The 17,992-nt window shown below is 38.8% G+C and carries 20 protein-coding genes; 10 read left to right on the top strand and 10 right to left on the bottom strand.

The window, feature by feature from the left end; all coding sequences use genetic code 11:
* Positions 1-7 precede the first annotated feature (7 nt).
* From BUC12_RS07970 to porY, 8 genes are all read left to right on the top strand, one after another.
* A complete protein-coding gene (locus tag BUC12_RS07970; RefSeq protein ID WP_062182031.1) occupies positions 8-1,156 on the top strand; it encodes a 1-deoxy-D-xylulose-5-phosphate reductoisomerase in 1,149 nt (382 codons plus the stop codon).
* Positions 1,157-1,176: 20 nt separating this feature from the next.
* Positions 1,177-2,514: an RIP metalloprotease RseP gene (gene rseP / locus BUC12_RS07965; RefSeq protein ID WP_062182028.1), complete on the top strand. Its 1,338-nt coding sequence runs from the start codon at positions 1,177-1,179 to the stop codon at positions 2,512-2,514.
* Between the two features lie 42 nt (positions 2,515-2,556).
* Positions 2,557-3,510 carry a methylenetetrahydrofolate reductase gene (locus tag BUC12_RS07960; RefSeq protein WP_062182025.1) on the top strand — a complete coding sequence of 318 codons (954 nt, stop codon included), beginning with the start codon at positions 2,557-2,559 and terminating at the stop codon, positions 3,508-3,510.
* Positions 3,511-3,528: 18 nt separating this feature from the next.
* The gene (holB, locus tag BUC12_RS07955; protein ID WP_062182021.1) at positions 3,529-4,647 is read left to right on the top strand and encodes a DNA polymerase III subunit delta'; all 1,119 of its coding nucleotides are present in this window, start codon (positions 3,529-3,531) and stop codon (positions 4,645-4,647) included.
* Positions 4,648-4,774: 127 nt separating this feature from the next.
* Positions 4,775-6,367 carry a PSP1 domain-containing protein gene (gene ricT, locus BUC12_RS07950; protein ID WP_062182018.1) on the top strand — a complete coding sequence of 531 codons (1,593 nt, stop codon included), beginning with the start codon at positions 4,775-4,777 and terminating at the stop codon, positions 6,365-6,367.
* On the top strand, positions 6,357-6,833 hold the full coding sequence (locus BUC12_RS07945) for a gliding motility lipoprotein GldH (RefSeq protein ID WP_062182015.1): 477 nt from the start codon (positions 6,357-6,359) through the stop codon (positions 6,831-6,833). Before ricT ends, BUC12_RS07945 begins: the two co-directional genes overlap by 11 nt.
* Positions 6,834-6,876: 43 nt before the next feature.
* The gene (locus BUC12_RS07940; RefSeq protein ID WP_062182012.1) at positions 6,877-7,557 is read left to right on the top strand and encodes a response regulator transcription factor; all 681 of its coding nucleotides are present in this window, start codon (positions 6,877-6,879) and stop codon (positions 7,555-7,557) included.
* Entirely contained in the window at positions 7,554-8,822 is a 1,269-nt protein-coding gene (porY, locus tag BUC12_RS07935) for a sensor histidine kinase (RefSeq protein ID WP_062182009.1), read from the top strand. The genes BUC12_RS07940 and porY overlap by 4 nt, the downstream gene beginning before the upstream one ends.
* A 12-nt stretch (positions 8,823-8,834) precedes the next feature.
* Here the strand turns inward: porY and BUC12_RS07930 are convergent, their stop codons facing one another.
* The 8 genes from BUC12_RS07930 to BUC12_RS07895 form a co-directional block, all read right to left on the bottom strand.
* Complete coding sequence (locus tag BUC12_RS07930) at positions 8,835-9,257, bottom strand: PepSY-like domain-containing protein (protein WP_062182006.1); 423 nt, start codon at positions 9,255-9,257, stop codon at positions 8,835-8,837.
* 113 nt (positions 9,258-9,370) lie between these two features.
* Positions 9,371-9,820 carry a PepSY-like domain-containing protein gene (locus BUC12_RS07925; protein WP_062182003.1) on the bottom strand — a complete coding sequence of 150 codons (450 nt, stop codon included), beginning with the start codon at positions 9,818-9,820 and terminating at the stop codon, positions 9,371-9,373.
* Between the two features lie 101 nt (positions 9,821-9,921).
* On the bottom strand, positions 9,922-10,893 hold the full coding sequence (gene hemH / locus BUC12_RS07920; protein ID WP_062182001.1) for a ferrochelatase: 972 nt from the start codon (positions 10,891-10,893) through the stop codon (positions 9,922-9,924).
* Between the two features lie 168 nt (positions 10,894-11,061).
* On the bottom strand, positions 11,062-11,394 hold the full coding sequence (locus BUC12_RS07915; protein WP_062181998.1) for a DUF5056 domain-containing protein: 333 nt from the start codon (positions 11,392-11,394) through the stop codon (positions 11,062-11,064).
* 30 nt (positions 11,395-11,424) lie between these two features.
* Complete coding sequence (locus tag BUC12_RS07910) at positions 11,425-11,970, bottom strand: RNA polymerase sigma factor (protein WP_087880264.1); 546 nt, start codon at positions 11,968-11,970, stop codon at positions 11,425-11,427.
* Positions 11,954-12,331 carry a DUF6249 domain-containing protein gene (locus BUC12_RS07905; RefSeq protein ID WP_062181993.1) on the bottom strand — a complete coding sequence of 126 codons (378 nt, stop codon included), beginning with the start codon at positions 12,329-12,331 and terminating at the stop codon, positions 11,954-11,956. The genes BUC12_RS07910 and BUC12_RS07905 overlap by 17 nt, the downstream gene beginning before the upstream one ends.
* Before the next feature lie 156 nt (positions 12,332-12,487).
* Positions 12,488-13,465 (bottom strand): type I phosphomannose isomerase catalytic subunit, encoded by a 978-nt coding sequence (locus tag BUC12_RS07900; protein ID WP_062181991.1) that lies wholly within the window; start codon positions 13,463-13,465, stop codon positions 12,488-12,490.
* A gap of 10 nt (positions 13,466-13,475) precedes the next feature.
* Positions 13,476-13,925, bottom strand: a complete 450-nt coding sequence (locus BUC12_RS07895) for a NanQ anomerase/TabA/YiaL family protein (RefSeq protein ID WP_062181988.1) — start codon at positions 13,923-13,925, stop codon at positions 13,476-13,478.
* A gap of 152 nt (positions 13,926-14,077) precedes the next feature.
* On the opposite strand from BUC12_RS07895, the gene BUC12_RS07890 reads away from it, so the two are divergent.
* Positions 14,078-15,643: an NAD(P)/FAD-dependent oxidoreductase gene (locus BUC12_RS07890; protein ID WP_062181985.1), complete on the top strand. Its 1,566-nt coding sequence runs from the start codon at positions 14,078-14,080 to the stop codon at positions 15,641-15,643.
* Positions 15,644-15,655: 12 nt separating this feature from the next.
* Positions 15,656-16,183, top strand: coding sequence for a GNAT family N-acetyltransferase (locus BUC12_RS07885; protein WP_062181983.1), 528 nt, complete (start codon positions 15,656-15,658; stop codon positions 16,181-16,183).
* A gap of 28 nt (positions 16,184-16,211) precedes the next feature.
* Here the strand turns inward: BUC12_RS07885 and BUC12_RS07880 are convergent, their stop codons facing one another.
* Both BUC12_RS07880 and BUC12_RS07875 read right to left on the bottom strand, forming a co-directional pair.
* Entirely contained in the window at positions 16,212-16,691 is a 480-nt protein-coding gene (locus BUC12_RS07880; protein WP_062181978.1) for a pyridoxamine 5'-phosphate oxidase family protein, read from the bottom strand.
* A 30-nt stretch (positions 16,692-16,721) separates the two neighbouring features.
* Complete coding sequence (locus BUC12_RS07875; protein ID WP_062181975.1) at positions 16,722-17,990, bottom strand: replication-associated recombination protein A; 1,269 nt, start codon at positions 17,988-17,990, stop codon at positions 16,722-16,724.
* Positions 17,991-17,992 lie beyond the last annotated feature (2 nt).

The following is a 17,992-nucleotide window of genomic DNA, read 5'->3' as shown; positions in this document are numbered from 1 at the left end:
TAAAATAATGAAACGTAAACTCGCAATACTAGGATCAACAGGATCTATTGGAACACAGGCTTTGGATGTAGTTCGCGAACATTCCGACAAGTTTGAAGTATATGCCATTACTGCAAACAACAGTCTGGATTTGTTGATACAGCAGGCCCGTGAATTTCAACCGGAGATAGTTGTAATAGCAAACGATGATAAATATCCGGCCTTGAAAGAGGCCTTATCAGACTTGCCGATAAAGGTTTGGGGCGGATCGAAGTCTATAGAGCAAGTCGTTCAGGACGAAGCTATAGATATGGTTCTGACAGCTATGGTCGGGTATTCGGGTCTGGCGCCAACGATTAGTGCAATAAAAGCTAAAAAGCCTATTGCATTGGCTAATAAGGAGACATTGGTCGTTGCGGGTGAATTAATTACGTCATTGGCTTTGGAGTATCGGGTACCTATTCTTCCTGTAGATTCGGAGCATTCGGCTATATTTCAATGTCTGAACGGCGAGAACAGTCCTATTGAGAAAATCTTATTGACGGCCTCAGGAGGGCCTTTCCGTACTTTTACAAAAGACCAGTTACAGAAAGTAACTAAAAAAGAGGCTCTGAAACACCCCAATTGGGATATGGGAGCCAAGATAACTATAGATTCGGCAACAATGATGAACAAAGGCTTTGAAATGATCGAGGCCAAATGGTTGTTTGATGTCGCACCTTCCCAAGTGGAGGTTGTAGTACATCCACAGTCAATTATTCATTCTATGGTTCAGTTCGAAGATTCTTCTATAATCGCTCAATTAGGTTTGCCTGACATGAAATTGCCGATACAATATGCTTTTGGTTATCCGAACAGGCTGAAATCGAAATTCGAGCGTCTGGATATTTTTAAATTGGCAACTATGACGTTTGAGAAAGCAGATACAGACCGTTTTCGGAATCTGGCTTTTGCCTTCGATGCAGCTAACAGAGGAGGGAATATGCCTTGTATTGTAAATGCGGCAAATGAAATTGTAGTAGATGCTTTTCTGAAAGACAAAACCGGATTCCTCAAAATGAGCGATATTATAGAGAAAACAATGCAGAAAGCAACATTTATAAATAAACCAACGTACGACGACTATGTGCAGTCAAATGCAGAAGCTAGGCGTATCGCTACGGAGATGGTTCATTAACAAACATTTTAAAAGACTGAATGGAAACTTTTTTGATAAAAGCGTTACAATTAATTTTAAGTTTATCGATACTGGTTATCGTACACGAATTCGGGCATTATTTGTTTGCCCGTTTATTCAAAATTCGTGTCGAGAAATTTTATCTGTTTTTCGATATAGGTTTTTCGTTGTTTAAATTTAAACCGAAAAACAGCGACACAGAGTATGGCGTAGGGTGGTTGCCATTGGGTGGATATGTGAAGATATCCGGAATGATAGACGAATCAATGGACAAGGAGCAAATGCAGAAACCTGCTGAAGCATGGGAGTTCAGGTCTAAACCAAGCTGGCAACGCTTGCTGGTTATGGTCGGAGGTGTCCTTTTTAATATCTTGTTGGCTATTGTTATTTATGCCATGATTTTATTTTCGTGGGGAGACTCGTATATTCCGTTTAAAGATATAACCACAGGAATGGAATTCTCGAAAGAGGCTCAGGATGCCGGATTCCGCAACGGAGATAAACTAATAAGTGCAGATGGTAAAGAATTACGTTACCATATGGACAAGACTCTGGATATGAATACCCTGATGAGTTTTGCAAAAGCAGACGAAGTTGTTGTAGAGCGCGATGGCAAGCAACAAACGATTGTGATGCCTGCTGATTTTGCAGACAAAATGATAGGGTCTAAAAGAATGGCTTACGAAGTTCGCGTACCTGCTATTGTAGATAGTGTAATGCCAGATTCGGAAGCAAAAAAATGTGGGTTGATGCCCGGAGACAGTATTGTTTCTGTGAATGATAAATCTGTAATCTCATTTGCTTCTTTAAGGAAGTCCTTAGGAGAGAATCTCAATTCGGATGTAACGGTTAGCTTTTACCGCGAAGATTCTTTGTATTCAACTACAGCTCATGTGGATAGTACAGGGGTTCTGGGATTTTCGTCAGGGCCTTTCAATAAATACTTCCAGATAAAGCACGATAAAGTAGGGTTCTTCTCCTCTTTTCCTGCCGGATTGAAACTGGCAAAGGAAACGCTGCAAGGCTATATTGCCCAGTTTAGTTTTGTGTTTACAAAAGAAGGTGTTTCTAACTTAGGAGGTTTTGGTGCAATCGGAGGTCTGTTTCCTGCAACATGGGATTGGCAGGGATTCTGGTTTATGACAGCATTCTTATCTGTTATTCTGGCAGTGATGAATATTTTACCTATTCCGGCTCTTGACGGGGGACATGTTATGTTTTTACTTTATGAAATGATTACCCGTCGTAAACCGAATGAGAAGTTTATGGAGTATGCACAAGTTGCGGGTATGGTGTTTTTGTTTGCATTGTTGATTTATGCAAACGGAAATGATTTGTTCAAAGCGATTTTCAAATAAGGGCTAACCCTGTTTATTACGAAAAAAAGAAAAAAACGACATATGAAAGTTACAGATCTGATAGCTAAAAATAAAGGAAAAACAGCTTTCTCATTCGAAATACTTCCGCCTCTGAAAGGCAATAGCATTGAGAAAGTATATAATATAATAGATAAGCTGATCGAATTCGATCCGAAATATATTAATATTACGACGCACCATAGCGAGAATATCTATAAAGATATGCCCGATGGTAATGTGCGTAAGGTTAACGTACGTAAGCGTCCCGGTACGGTGGCTATTGCAGCTGCTATTCAGGCTAAGTATAAAGTTACCGCAATTCCTCACATGATATGTAAAGGTTTTACCCGTGAAGAAACCGAGTACGCGTTGATCGACCTGAATTTCTTAGGTGTTCATAATCTGCTGTTGCTGAGAGGTGATGCAAACAAACTGGATGCAGATCAGATGATTGGCAATTTTAATGCACATGCAACAGATTTACAGATGCAGGTAGAGCAATTTAATAAAGGAGTTTCGGCGGACGGTACCACTTTCGATAAGTTTACTACGCCGTTTTCTTACGGGATGGCCTGCTATCCTGAAAAGCATGAAGAAGCTCCTAATTTCGAGTCGGATATCTACTATTTGAAACTGAAACAGGAGCAAGGAGCAGAATATTTGGTTACTCAGATGTTTTTCGACAACAAAAAGTACTTTTCATTTGTTGATAAATGTCGGGCAGAAGGTATAACCATTCCGATTATACCGGGAGTAAAACCCATCTGTCTGCAAAATCAATTGACCGTATTACCTCGTATCTTCCGTTCGGATATTCCAGAAGAGCTGGCATCTGAACTGAGGAAATGCAAAAATGATGCAGATGCGAAAGAAATCGGAGTTGAATGGGGAATTCAGCAGACCAGAGAGCTGATCGCAGCAGGTGTACCCAGTATTCACTTTTATTCGTTGATGGCTACCGAAAGTGTACGCCGTATAGCAAAAGAAGTATATTAAGGATTATTTGATAAAGGTGTGTTTTATAAAGATATAATCGGACAACAAGAAATAAAGGAGCAACTGATCAATTCCGTAAAGAAAGGGATTGTTCCGCATGCCCGGCTTTTTTGTGGACCCGAGGGAGTCGGAAAGCTTCCGTTGGCGATAGCTTATGCCCAATATTTAAACTGTCTTGATCCGCAGGAAAATGATTCGTGCGGAAAATGTGCATCATGTTTGAAATACAAACATCTGGCACACCCCGACCTCCACTTCGTTTTTCCTGTTATCAAAAAAGATAAAAAAGAGATATGTGACGATTATATTGCCGATTGGCGCACGTTCGTAGACGGGCATTCGTATTTTGGTTTGAGCCAATGGCTGAATTATATCGGAGCAGAAAATGCACAGGGCATGATATATGCCAAAGAAAGCGAAGAGATAATCCGTAAACTAAGTCTTAAAATATATGAGGCTAAATACAGGGTTATGATTATCTGGCAGCCCGAAAGGATGCATGAGGCTTGTGCTAATAAATTATTGAAGATCATAGAAGAACCGTATGATAATACGGTATTTATATTAGTGTCTAATAATCCGGATCAGATTATCGCTACCATACAGTCTCGATGTCAAAGGGTTAATATTCATAATATAGAAAAGCAGGACATAATACAGGCTTTAGAATCCGATTATAATATTCAGCCGGACGATGCAGCTTCGGTAGCTCATATTGCTAACGGCAGTTATTTGAAAGCGATTGATACAATAAGCTTGAACGAAGAACATAAATTCTTTTTCAATCTTTTTGTTACAATGATGAGATCATCATATGCCCGGAGTATAAAGGATATAAAGTCGATAGCAAACGAGATAGCTTCGGTAGGAAGAGAAAGACAAAAGAATTTTTTAGTATATTGTCAGCGGATGATCAGGGAGTACTTTATAAGTAATCTCCAACACCCCGAAATGGTATATTTGAAATCGGACGAAGCTAATTTCGGTATACGTTTCGCTCCGTTTATAAATGAGCGGAATATTATAGACTTCACAGATGAACTGTCTTTGGCCGAAAGACATATCGAGCAGAATGTAAATGCCAAGATGGTATTTTTTGATCTGTGCCTTAAAATAACGATGCTGCTGAAAAGATAAGGATCGTCAGGACATTGAAATATATAACAAGATCCGGATATCATGTCATAGAGGTCTTGGTTATCTAAAATATAAACCCACAAAGTCGTGAAAGGGACTTTGTTTTACTTACAATTAATTATATACAATGGAGTTCAGTTTAAATCAAGATAGAGGCAGTAAACGTATAAACGACTGCAAAGGAACCTGTAAAACCCCAATAGGATGTACATGTAAAGGAGATAAGGTAGCAGAACAAGGAGAAACAAGTATAGGCACAGCTATAAAAATGGCGTCGACTATCGAAAATAATCTTTGTACATGTGGTAAAAATCCCGGAGGTGCATGTGGTTGTAAAACAGGTGAAGGCTGTGGATGCGGAAGCAGCAAATCGGGAGAAAGTAAAGGATGTGGCGGATGTTCGAAAAAATCGAAATGTTGTTGTACAAAAGGTACACATAAACTCGAAGTATTCGATTGGCTATCAGATTTACCCGAGGCCGAAGCAAGTTCTCAAATGGTAGAAGTACAGTTTAAGAATACCCGCAAAGGGTATTATTTGAATAGTAATAATCTGGAATTGTACAAAGGTGATGTTGTAGCAGTTGAAGCAACACCCGGGCACGATATCGGTGAGGTCACCCTAACGGGAAAACTCGTTCCTCTGCAAATGAGAAAGAATAACTACCGGTCACAAACAGGAGAACATAAGCGTATTTACCGTATCGCGAAGCCGGCTGATATTGATAAATACAACGAAGCTAAAGCCCTTGAGCATAAAACGATGCTACGTGCGCGCGAAATAGCGGAAGAGTTGGGCTTGCAAATGAAGATCAGTGATGTCGAGTATCAGGGTGATGGCAATAAAGCTATCTTCTATTATATCGCAGATGAGCGTGTCGATTTTCGTCAATTGATTAAAGTATATGCCGAAAAATTCCGTGTAAAGATCGAGATGAAACAGATCGGAGCCCGTCAGGAAGCTGGCAGGGTAGGAGGTATCGGCCCTTGTGGGCGCGAACTTTGCTGTTCGAGCTCTATGTCTAACTTTGTTTCAGTATCTACGTCGGCAGCCCGTTTTCAGGATATTTCGCTAAATCCGCAGAAATTGGCAGGACAGTGTGGTAAGCTTAAGTGTTGCCTTAACTATGAGGTAGATACCTATGTAGAGGCTCAGCGTAAACTTCCGTCAAGAGAAACTGTATTAGATACAAAAGATGGTTCATATTTCCATTTTAAAACGGATATCCTTTCCGGAACAATGACTTATTCGACTGATAAGAACTTCGCTGCCAACCTGGTTTCACTACCGAAAGACAGGGTGTACGAAGTAATCAGGATGAATAAAAATGGTAATAAGCCGGTAAAACTGACTCTGGATGAAGATGAGGTAAACGAAAAATTGCAGCCGAAAGATATCCTTGAACAAGAAAATATCAATCGCTTTGATAATAAAGGTTCGCGAAACAATGGAAAAAAGAAAGTTGTAAGAGGAGACAAGCGTCAACCGGAAAATGAAAACCGTGCGCAAAATCAGGCTCCACGAAACAAAGACCAGAATTCCAATAATAATCAGCGGGCTAATAATAAAGAAGCTGTAGCTACTAATAATAACGAGCCACGCAATAATGCCGAATCGCAGCAAAGAAACCGGAACCGTAATAACCGGAATCGTAATCGAAACCGTAATGGTGACAATCGAGCTCAGGGAAAGGAAAATAACTCTCCGAATGAAGGATAAAGTAATATATATTACCGCAATTATAATGTCATTAATATGTCTCTCGTGTAATCAACGGGAGGCATATTATCAGTTTATAGAGCTACCCGATGTAAAATGGAGCAGGTTTGATACTATTACTTTTGAGGTCGATTCGGCGGCTGTCATTCCCGGAATACCTTATGATGTCAATCTGGAGATTGTAAATACGGCAGACTATGAATATCAGAATATCTGGTTATATACCAAAGATAATTTTTCGAAAAGAGATTTTATCGCATACGAAATTGAGTATGCATTGGTCGATGATAAAGGAAACTGGCACGGTTCGGGCTTTGGTTCTATCTATCAGGTATCGGTAGTATATAAAAGAAAACTGATATTTGACGCTAAACGCAATTATACATTAAAAATAGTTCAGGGTATGCGGGATGAACCATTATCCGGAATAGAAAAAATCGGAGTGAAGATAGTTCCTTCTGAATAAAATACCGGCATTGATTTTCACGCTCTTTAAAACAATACTACAAATGAAATTACTACTGGTTGAAGATGAGATAGACTTGCAAGAGTCCATCGTAACATATTTGCAATCGGAAGGATTTGCAATCGAAACAGCATCTACTTACCCTGATGGAGAAGAAAAAGTATCTCTTTACAATTACGATTGTTTGATTATAGATATCACTTTGCCGGGTGGAACAGGTTTGGATTTGATCCGCCTGCTAAAAGAAAAAGATACCGATGCCGGAGTGATTATTATATCGGCAAAGAACTCATTAGACGATAAATTAGTAGGCTTGGATATCGGAGCCGACGATTATCTGACAAAGCCTTTCCATCTGTCGGAGCTCAATGCACGTATAAAGTCTATTATCAGACGACGCAATTTTAAAGGAGGAAATTCGTTGGAATATAAAGAAATAACAATATTCTTTGATGGCCGTAAAGTTACGGTTTTAGATAAAGAGCTGATCTTGACTAAGAAAGAATACGACTTACTGCTTTATTTTATAACGAATCAGTCGAAAGTGATGGATAAGGAAGCTATTGCCGAACATCTCTGGGGCGATAATATGAGCTTGGTCGCCGATTCGTATGATTTTATATATACCCATATAAAGAATCTGCGAAAGAAGCTGATCGATGCAGGGTCTAAAGATTATATACATACTGTATACGGCATAGGCTATCAATTTGGCGAACGATGAGGCTTTTTCATGTAATACGCAAATATCTTTTGCTGACTCTTTTCTCTATAATGATACTGGGAGGAGTCTCCATATATTTTATCTTCAAGATATTCATTCATCAGTCTACAGACCAGATACTGAATGAATATAAAGACCGTATCGAGAATTATGTAGCCCTGAATGATACCATGATCGAATTTTCGGCCTCGGTTATTCAGCCGCAGAGGGTAGAGCAACGTATAATCCTGCCAACCGACAATTATTCTCTCGGATTTAGAGACACCCTCTTGTATAATGAAAATTCGGGTGCTTTTCTCCCATACCGCCAATTGTATTTTACTGTCCATTATAAAAATAAGCAGCACCTGATTAATGTAAACCAGCAGACATTCGAATTTGACGATTTACTTTATATTCTGATCGGTTCTATTATTGCATTGTTTCTGTTATTCTTTATATTTACTTATCTGGTCGACTATTACCTGAAAAGAAAAGTATGGTCTCCTTTCTACCGGACATTGGAAAAACTGGATGATTATGACCTCGAAATTGGGCACAATTTGGGGCTTAAAGATTCGGGAATTAAAGAATTTGATAAACTCAATGAGGTTGTCAATAAAATGGTCGGTAAAATCAATTATGATTACGAGAATACTAAAAACTTTGCAGATGATATATCGCATGAGATGCAAACCCCTTTAGCTATTGTTAAATCAAAGCTGGATATTATCCGTCAGCAAGATAACCTTAGTAACGAAACTATCAGTTCAGTTGCTTCTATATCTAAGGCTGTTTCACGGTTGTCTAACCTGAATAGATCGTTATTGTTGCTGACTAAAATTCGTAATGACCAGTTTCACGAAATTAAAGAAATTAAGCTCAATGAGGTTATAACGAATTTAGTAGAGAATATAGAAGAACTGATCGAAGCCCGAAATATCACACTCGAAAATACAATTCGGGAAGTATCATTGATGATGGATTCTAATCTGGCAGAAATACTGATTTCGAATCTTATGATCAATGCTATCCGGCATAATATAGAGGGCGGTTCTATCCGGATAGATTTGAATTCCGCTTATCTGCTAATTGAAAACAGTTGTACGAAACAGGAAAATGAGAATAACCTTTTCGACCGTTTAGTAAGTAATAAATCAAAAGATTCTACCGGATTAGGATTAAGTCTGGTGAAATCTGTCTGTGATAAAAGCGGATTTAAAGTAGACTATCATTTTATAGAACATACACGCTTTCAGATACATATTCAGTTTACCAAAAAGTAATGTGATAAGCACTTAATCTTTACCCAAAAAGTCCCCATTAAAACTGAACATTAGCTCAGCAGAGTTAGAGAGATCGATTTTATAACCGTATTTTTTCTTCTTAATCTGTACAATAGGACGCCTCGGATAATTATTTGCTATATACGCAGTCGCTTTTTGAGGGAGTAAATCTATGATTGACTTGGGTAGAGGGCTGTATTCTCCTTCTATATCAATCCAATTACCTCCGGCATCAAATTCTATTTCATGCCCACTGCGTAGTTTCACCTCATACTTTCCATCGTCGTACTCAATTTCTTTAATCGGAGTAGATTTGAAATGTACTTGCAGAAACTGCTCAGCCTTTTTGGGTAGCGCTGCATTTCTTTGATATTCTGCTCCTAATAAGAAAGGAATGCAGAGTAAAATAGCTAATATGGATACGTTCAGTTTCAATAGATTGCAGTATTTTATTTGACAAAAGTAATAATAAATTGATTATTTACAGGATAAAACAGAGACCCTTGTTTATGAAATCAAGAGCCTCCGTTCTTTCCCGTTATTTATTTTTAATAATCAACTTTTACAATTTCTCCTTTTGAATTGAATTTCAGGTCAATATCACCTCCTGCATTAACTAACTCTATCTGATATCCGTATCTCTCTTTCTTTATCTCGGAAATCTGCCAGTCAGCATAGTTTTGATTGATATATCCGATTGCTTTTTTAGGTAAAAGGTTTAAGATGTCACGAGGCAGTGTTGTGTGGTTGCTGTCTATATCTTTCCATTGCCCCTTGCTGTCGAATTCAATTTTAACACCATTATTTAGTATAACCTCATATTCACTCCAATCTTTTTCGACAGTTAATATGTTCTGGTCTTTAAAATAGGTAGAGATAAGAGTTTTTCCATTCTTCGGAAGTTCCGATGCCGGTACATAACGGTCGTTCGATAAATTAAAAGCTGATGAAGTGAAAGCTACTAATAAGCAAATTGCGATTAAACTAAATTTTTTCATAAGACTAAGTTTTTTGAGTGTTTAAAAATTAATTATACTGCAAACTTAGTGACCAAATCTAAAGAGATTCTGGAATACGAAAAAAGTACCGTTTTTTATTATTATACCTTACCTGCTATAATCTTAATAAGTTCCTGAACCCAGAAATCTTCGGCATTAAGTCCTGGAACGAAATGAAATTCTTTGCCACCGTTGCTTTCAAAGGCCTCACGTGCAACTATATCGATATCGTATAACGATTCAAGATTATCGGCAGGGAAACCTGCAGTAAGAGCAATTACCCTTTCGGTTCCCGATTGAGCCAATTGCTTCATCGTTTCTTCTAAATCAGGTTTTAACCATTTACTGCCTATTGCTGATGAGTAAACAATACGGTTTTTCTTCGGATCGATACCTAATTCTTTGGTGACGAGCCTCACTGTTTCTTTTACCTGATACACATAGTCGAATTCTTTACCTTTATTCCATCCGATCTCTACATGGGCTATAGGCAAACTATGGAAACTGAAAACCAACTTATCATATCCCTTTTCGATAAATGGCTTTATGCTTTGTGCTAAAGATGAGATGTATCCGGGTTTATTATAGTATGGTTCGACGAATTTGATTCTGAATGAATGTGGTTTGATCAGAAAACAGCGTCCGACTTCATCTACTGCAGTCTGATACGATGATTGTGCGTATTGAGGAAACATCGGTACCACTATTACCTCATGCAGTGTAGCGCATTTCTTTTGTAATCTGGCAAATGCATCAGGGACAGACGGATTACCGTATCTCATTGCTATCTCGGTTGGCATACCTGTTGCTGCCTGGATTTTCTTTGCCAATTCCAGAGAATTGTAAATCAAGGGTGATTCATTATGTTCATTATCCCATATAAGTTCGTAATGCGAAGCCGAGTTGGAAGCCCGTAGAGGTGCAATAATTCGTTTGGCAAGTATATCCCTGAACCAGTTGGGTACAGTAGACATCACAAGAGGATCGGATAGCATAGCTCCGATAAAGAATTTTACATCTTCCCTGTTTTTTGTTTTGGGACTTCCTGTATTTAAAATTAAGATACCTCGCATTTTCCTCTAACAGATTAATGTTGTAAATCTTTTTTTTCTTATTTATAGCCAATATAAATAAGAAAAATTACCAACCCAAAGGTATAAAAATAAAGCCACTAAATAATGGCTTTTGTTTTTTCAGTTTAAATCAAAATTTATTCGAATTTAAATCTGGTTTATGAGGAGCTACAATAATTCATCATCGGCCTCATATATTGCAAAACTGACTGCACCTAATGTGATTAATCCGACGATATATGCTGTTACTGATGATGATGATGGTATCTGCAGCAGGCTCAGAGATGAAACTAAGCTGCTAATCTGCTCAATAAACATATCTATACTTACTATACTTAGAGTAAGAAACAAACCCAAAACAGCACAAATAACAATAATCAGATAAGATAATATATTGATCCGTCCGGGTAATTTATACATCACCCTATGCGAAAACCCGTTATCGGGTATATCATTCTTAGCTGATTTGAAGAAGTCGTATAATTCTTTATCGTCTGACATACTTCTTATATTTAATTTGATATGAATTTTTTATCTATCGTAACCGGAATCTTTTAAATAATCCGCTATTTTTTTCTTTCCCCTGTATAGGTGGGATTTGATTGTTCCGGAAGGATAAGCCATTATCTTGGAAATCTTATCTATGGTCAAATCCTCCATATAATATAATAACATTATGACCCGCTCATCTTCTTTAAGAATTGCCAATGCCCGTGTAAAATCCATATTGATATCCCTATTTGTAGATTCTGTATATATCTCTTTATTGATATTCTCGATACTCTCGAAATTTGATGCGTTCTTTTTACTTCTGGCATGGTCGTAAAAAGAATTATACGCAATCCTGTAAAGCCAGGTAGAGAATTGAGATGCAGCGCGAAAAGATGAGATATTGAGCCATGCTTTTATAAAAGTCTCTTGGGCAAGGTCTTTACTCAACTCTTCATCGCCATTTGTGAGATTCAGGAAGAATCTTCTTATAGGTGACTGGTAAAACTCTACAAGTTGGTTGAAAGCTTTCCTGTCACCTAATAAAATTATACGGGATACAAGTAATGTATCATTCTTCATCCGTATAGCCTTTTTTCTTCCAGATGAAATGTACAACTAAAAAACCGATTCCCAGAAAAAACGGAATTATTCCTCCGGACATATTTTTTAGTGTAAACCCATCATTAGCTATTGCACCTAAAAATATAGATATTCCTATACCTATAAAAACGAGAATAATCCCTGTCCTTAACGACTTATTTTTATTCTTAGCTTCAAATAGATCGGTAGGTAACTCTTTCCCATTTTCGATTGATTTTTGATATAAGTCAGCCATTAGCTCATTGTTTTTGCGTTTTTCCATGCTTTTTATATATACTATCAGTAGTGTAAAGAGAAATGGGACAACCATAATGATTACGACAATAAAGATTGATTGATCGTTCATAAGTCTTCGTTTTTAATAATTAATAATGTTGATTTTACTGTTAGACGTAACAATGGCTGCATTTGGTTGCAAGAGCTAAAATATTTATATGAAAAACAATATAGAGGTAAAGATTGCTTTACCTCTATATTGTTTAAAGTTTATTGATATTGCTTTTTATGCAAAAGTTTCCAATAATTGCACCGATCCTTTGGGAGTAATTGTAATGTTTCCAGTATTGGCAGCAGGAATCAATACAGTCGTTCCTTGTTTTACATCGATTTTGGTTTTGCTCGAATCTTCAATTTCGCAAGCACCATCCATACAAATGTAAATGATAAATGAATCTTTGGCACTATGGTCAAAAGATTGCGGCTTATCTAATTCAAGAAGGTTGGTGGTAAAATACTGGCACGACTCTAACTGTACAGACTCATTTTCTTTATGGCTGTAGTTGAGTTTGTAGCTATCATACAATTTATAATCGATAGCATCCTTAGCCAGTTCGGTATGTAGTTCGCGACCATTGCCATTTGCATCTTTACGATTATAGTCGTAGATACGGTAAGTTATATTAGATGTCTGTTGGATTTCGGCTATAAAAGTACCTGCGCCGATGGCATGTACACGTCCGGCAGGAAGGAAGAACGAATCACCTTTCTTGACATCATGTTTTGCCAGATAATCGACAAAGGTATTCTCTTCGATACTCTTTACATACTCATCCGGAGTTAACTGCTTCGCGAATCCGGAATACAAAAATGCGCCCGGAGCAGCATTTATAACATACCACATTTCAGTTTTACCGAAAGAGTTATGTCTTTGCATGCCTAACACATCATCTGGATGAACTTGTATAGATAAATTATCTCTGGCATCAATAAATTTGATTAGTAAAGGAAAAGTTGTCCCGAATTTTTCGAAATTATGTTTTCCCACAATCCGGTCTTTGTATTCTGCAATCAGTTCTTGTAAATTTTTACCTTTTAGTGCTCCGGAATCTACTACAGATATATTTCCTTCTACGCTTGATACTTCCCAACTTTCTCCTATACCGTCTAACTGGGGTTCAATACCTTTGAATTTACAGATATCGGCTCCTCCCCAGATAATAGATTTCAGGATAGGGTCGAATTTTAGTGGATATAGATTCATTCTTCTTTATTTATGCTACTTTTATTTTGATTACTATTTTGATTACGGTTCCTTCTCCGATACATGGGGCGTGTCCATCCTGAGGAAAGAATATAGCGAAGTTTCCGGGTTGAAGATCAAAATTCAATATGGGTTTGTCTTCGAAGAACTGAATGTCTTTTGTTTCATCAAAAGGAGCAGTTTCTTTCTTCAGTTCGCTTCTTCCGATCCATCCGAATCCTTCGGCTTTGGAAACAGGTATTTGTATATCTATATAATTGTTGTGTACTTCAAGCTTAGCTACATCTGGAGTTTTCAGTTTGCTTTCGCTGATACTGGCAAATACATTTTTTCCATCAATTTCAAATTTTCCTAATTCAGGATTTTTCAGATCAAGAGATTTAATAAACTCGATTGCTTTACCAAAATGAGGGTTAAGCGTTGCATACTCCGCTAGTTTCGAAAGGTTATCTATTATCATGGTGTAAAAAAATAATGGTTTATACAAAAATAGGAAATATTTGATAGAAGCTTGTACTTTTGTCCTTTGTTTCTTTTTAATTAAAATATAAGTGATCTTATTTACCTTATCTTTGTTTTATAGGATAATTATAAGGGTAGAAAATAGTAGAAATGCAGAAAGATATTGATTTAAGAATAAGCCCCCGAGAGGCGTCAGATATAAGTATAGTAAAATCTTTAGCCGCATCGAAAGCCGGTGTAAAAGTAAACGATATAACAGAAATAGGAATTGTAAAGCGTTCGATAGATGCCCGGCAGAAGTTGATATTTATCAATCTCCGCGTACGGCTATATATAGGCGAATCCCAACCGGAGATTGCATATACACCAACTCACTATCCGGATGTAAGCAAAGCTCCTCAGGCAATAGTTGTGGGTGCCGGACCGGGAGGATTATTTGCTGCACTAAAACTGATCGAATTGGGAATCCGTCCGATTCTTGTTGAACGTGGAAGAAATGTACGTGACCGGAAGAAAGATATGGCTACCATCAACCGCGAGCATATTGTAAATAACGAATCGAATTACTGCTTTGGCGAAGGTGGGGCAGGAGCCTATTCGGATGGGAAACTCTATACACGAAGCAAGAAACGGGGAGATGTGGATAAGATATTAAATGTCTTTTGTCAGCATGGAGCCGTTACGGATATTCTGGTAGATGCCCATCCTCATATCGGGACAGATCGTTTGCCTGCCATTATTCAGCGGATGCGCGAGCAGATTATCGCATCGGGCGGCGAAGTCCATTTCGATACTAGAATGGACGAACTGATTATCGAACAAGGAAAGGTCAAAGGTATCCGTACTAATACAGGAAAAACATTCGAGGGCTATGTGATTCTGGCTACTGGTCATTCTGCACGCGATGTATATTACATGTTGCACGACAAGAAGATAAAACTTGAGGCCAAAGGTTTAGCAGTGGGGGTGCGTGTAGAACATCCTGTACATCTGATAGACCAGATTCAGTACCACTCGCCGGAAGGCCGTGGCGAATATCTTCCGGCTGCCGAATATAACTTTGTAGTGCAGGCCGAAGACCGCGGAGTATATTCGTTCTGCATGTGTCCCGGTGGAATAGTGGTAGCTGCGGCCAGCGGACAACGTCAGTTGGTGGTGAATGGAATGTCGCCTGCCAACCGGGGTTCGAAATGGTCGAACTCGGGTATTGTGGTCGAGATTCATCCTGAAGACTTTCCCGAATATGCCAAGTACAACGAACTGGCGCTCCTCAAGTTTCAGGAAGATATAGAAGAAAAAGCTTGGATAGCCGGAGGTCAGCGTCAAACGGCTCCTGCACAGCGGTTGTACGATTTTGTGAATAAGAAGAAAAGCAGCTCGCTGCCTGTAACGTCTTATGCACCGGGTGTAGTATCATCTAACTTGCACGAATGGCTGCCGCCCTTTATCTCGAAAAGGTTACTGAACGGATTGCAGCAAATAGGTAAGAAATACCCGGGCTTTCTGACCAACGAAGCCATGCTTCTGGCTGTAGAAAGCCGTACTTCGTCGCCGGTTAGGATATTACGCGACAAGGAAACAATGCAGCATGTTGAGATTAAAGGGCTTTACCCTTGCGGAGAAGGAGCCGGATATGCCGGAGGTATTGTTTCGGCAGCGATGGATGGCGAACGTTGCGCCGAAGCTTTAGCCCAATATTTGCTTAAAAATAACTGATTATAAGGAATTATGGAAACTGTAATTACAGATAGATTAGAGATAATAAAATTGACCCGAGATAGACTTCAAAAACTATTAATAAGTTTAGTCGCTGTGGAGACCGATTTAGGATTAACTCTCTCCGGAAAAGAATTGGATGAAGAAACACAAACGGCAATGGAAATGCTTTATAACAGAGCTTTGCAGGATATGGATGTATCTAACCTTTGGAGTTCTAGCTGGCAAATTGTATTAAAACAGGAGAATAAAATAATAGGAAGTGTCAATTTTAAAAATAAGCCGAATGAAAAAGGTCAAGTTGAAATAGGATACGGTATATTCGAAGATTTCCAAAACAAAGGCTATATGACAGAGGCTGTAATAGGTTTATGTAAATGGGCATTTAGGCAAGAGGGGATAAAGTCTGTTATCGCAGAAACTTATTCAGATAATCTTGCATCTCAAAAAGTGCTGAAAAAATCAGGCATGACCACCTACGCTCAGGATGATAAGAGCATCTGGTGGGAAATTAGAAACTCACAAGAAGATATTAAATAATGGCGGGAATGCTGAAAGCAGTCTGCAATCAGCATTTCACCGTTTTATTGATAAAATCAATATGATACTGCTCTTCACCGTATTTTTTCTCATTATCGGTAATCGTACCTTCTGTGAGGGTGATACGTAGAACGATTGAGTTCGGATTATCTTCGTCACCCACTTCATCGAACCAATCAAAAACTTTTTTAAATTTCGCTCTGATCTTTGCATTTTTCTCATCCTTGACCCAGCCAAGATTTTCGGCAGTACCATAGAAAGCGAACCAATCTAATCCACTGACGGAAACTTCGTTGTTTTTCTCAATCTGCAAAGATTTGTTTTTCCTCGCATCAGTTGAAACATAAAACACACCATCTTCATAATAAGCACAGACCATGCGGACAGCAGGCCGGGGATTACCGTTGGCATTCGGAGACAATGATATTGTCGCAAGGGCAATGATTACTTCTTTGTCATTTCCACAGCGTTCTTCCATTATTTTGATAGCGTTGTCGTATTTATTCATTTGTTGTTCTTTGTTTATATATGATATCTATCAATACCTGTTTTTCCATAATTTTCGAAGATGCTCTACAGTACGGCTTTCGGCAGGGTTTTCCTGAGGTTCCCAAAAACGGCTGTTTAGTATTTCTTTTGGTAAATATTCCTGCTGAACAAAATTGTCTTTGTAATCGTGGGCGTATTTGTATTCTTTCCCATAATCCAATTCCTTCATCAGTTTAGTAGGTGCATTACGCAGGTGTAAAGGGACAGGTAGGTTACCTGTTTCTTCGACTAAAGCTAGAGCCTTGTCTATAGACAGGTAAGCCGAATTGCTTTTGGGTGAGGTTGCCAGATATACAGTAGTCTCGGCAAGAAGAATGCGTCCTTCGGGCCAACCTATTTTTTGTAAGGCATCGAAACAAGCATTCGCTAAAAGCAAGGCGTTAGGGTTTGCTAGGCCTATATCTTCGGCAGCCGAAATAACTAAGCGGCGTGCTATGAATTTAGGGTCTTCGCCACCGGCAACCATGCGTGCGAGCCAGTAGATAGCAGCATCGGGGTCGCTACCGCGTATCGACTTGATAAAAGCAGATATAATATCATAGTGCATTTCGCCGCCCTTATCATAAGCAGCCGGATTTTCTTGAAGGCGGTCGGTAACAATTTTGTCATTGATAACAAATGAGTCTTCCGACTCGGCCGATACTACCAAATCCAGAATATTCAATAATTTACGGGCATCACCTCCCGAATATTTCAATAAGGCATCTGTTTCCTGAAGGTCTATGTTTTTTGTTTTAAGTATAATATCTTCACTGATAGCCCTGTTTAACAGTTCCAGCAGGTCTGCTTTATCTAACGATTTGAGAACATATACCTGACAACGGGAGAGAAGCGGGCGTATTACTTCGAACGAGGGGTTCTCGGTAGTAGCTCCTATCAGGGTGATAACTCCTGTTTCGACAGCGCCGAGTAACGAGTCTTGTTGTGACTTGCTGAAACGATGGATTTCATCAATAAACAAGATCGGGTTACGGGCATCGAAGAAAGTATTCTTTTTAGCTGCATCTATAACTTCCCGCACATCTTTTACTCCCGAATTAATAGCACTCAGGGTGAAAAAAGGTGTATCCAACGTATTGGCTATAATCTGGGCGAGGGTAGTTTTACCTACTCCGGGAGGCCCCCAGAGTAAGAATGATGGTACACGTCCCGAGTCTATCATTTTACGCAAAACAGCACCTTCACCGACCAAATGTTTTTGACCGATGTATTCGTCCAGAGATTTAGGACGCATGCGTTCTGCTAAGGGTTGACTCATAT

The sequence above is a fragment of the Indolivaga macrotermitis genome (genome assembly GCF_900128985.1).
GTDB lineage: Bacteria > Bacteroidota > Bacteroidia > Bacteroidales > Dysgonomonadaceae > Dysgonomonas_A > Dysgonomonas_A macrotermitis.
This window is presented reverse-complemented; position numbering and strand designations above follow the sequence as displayed.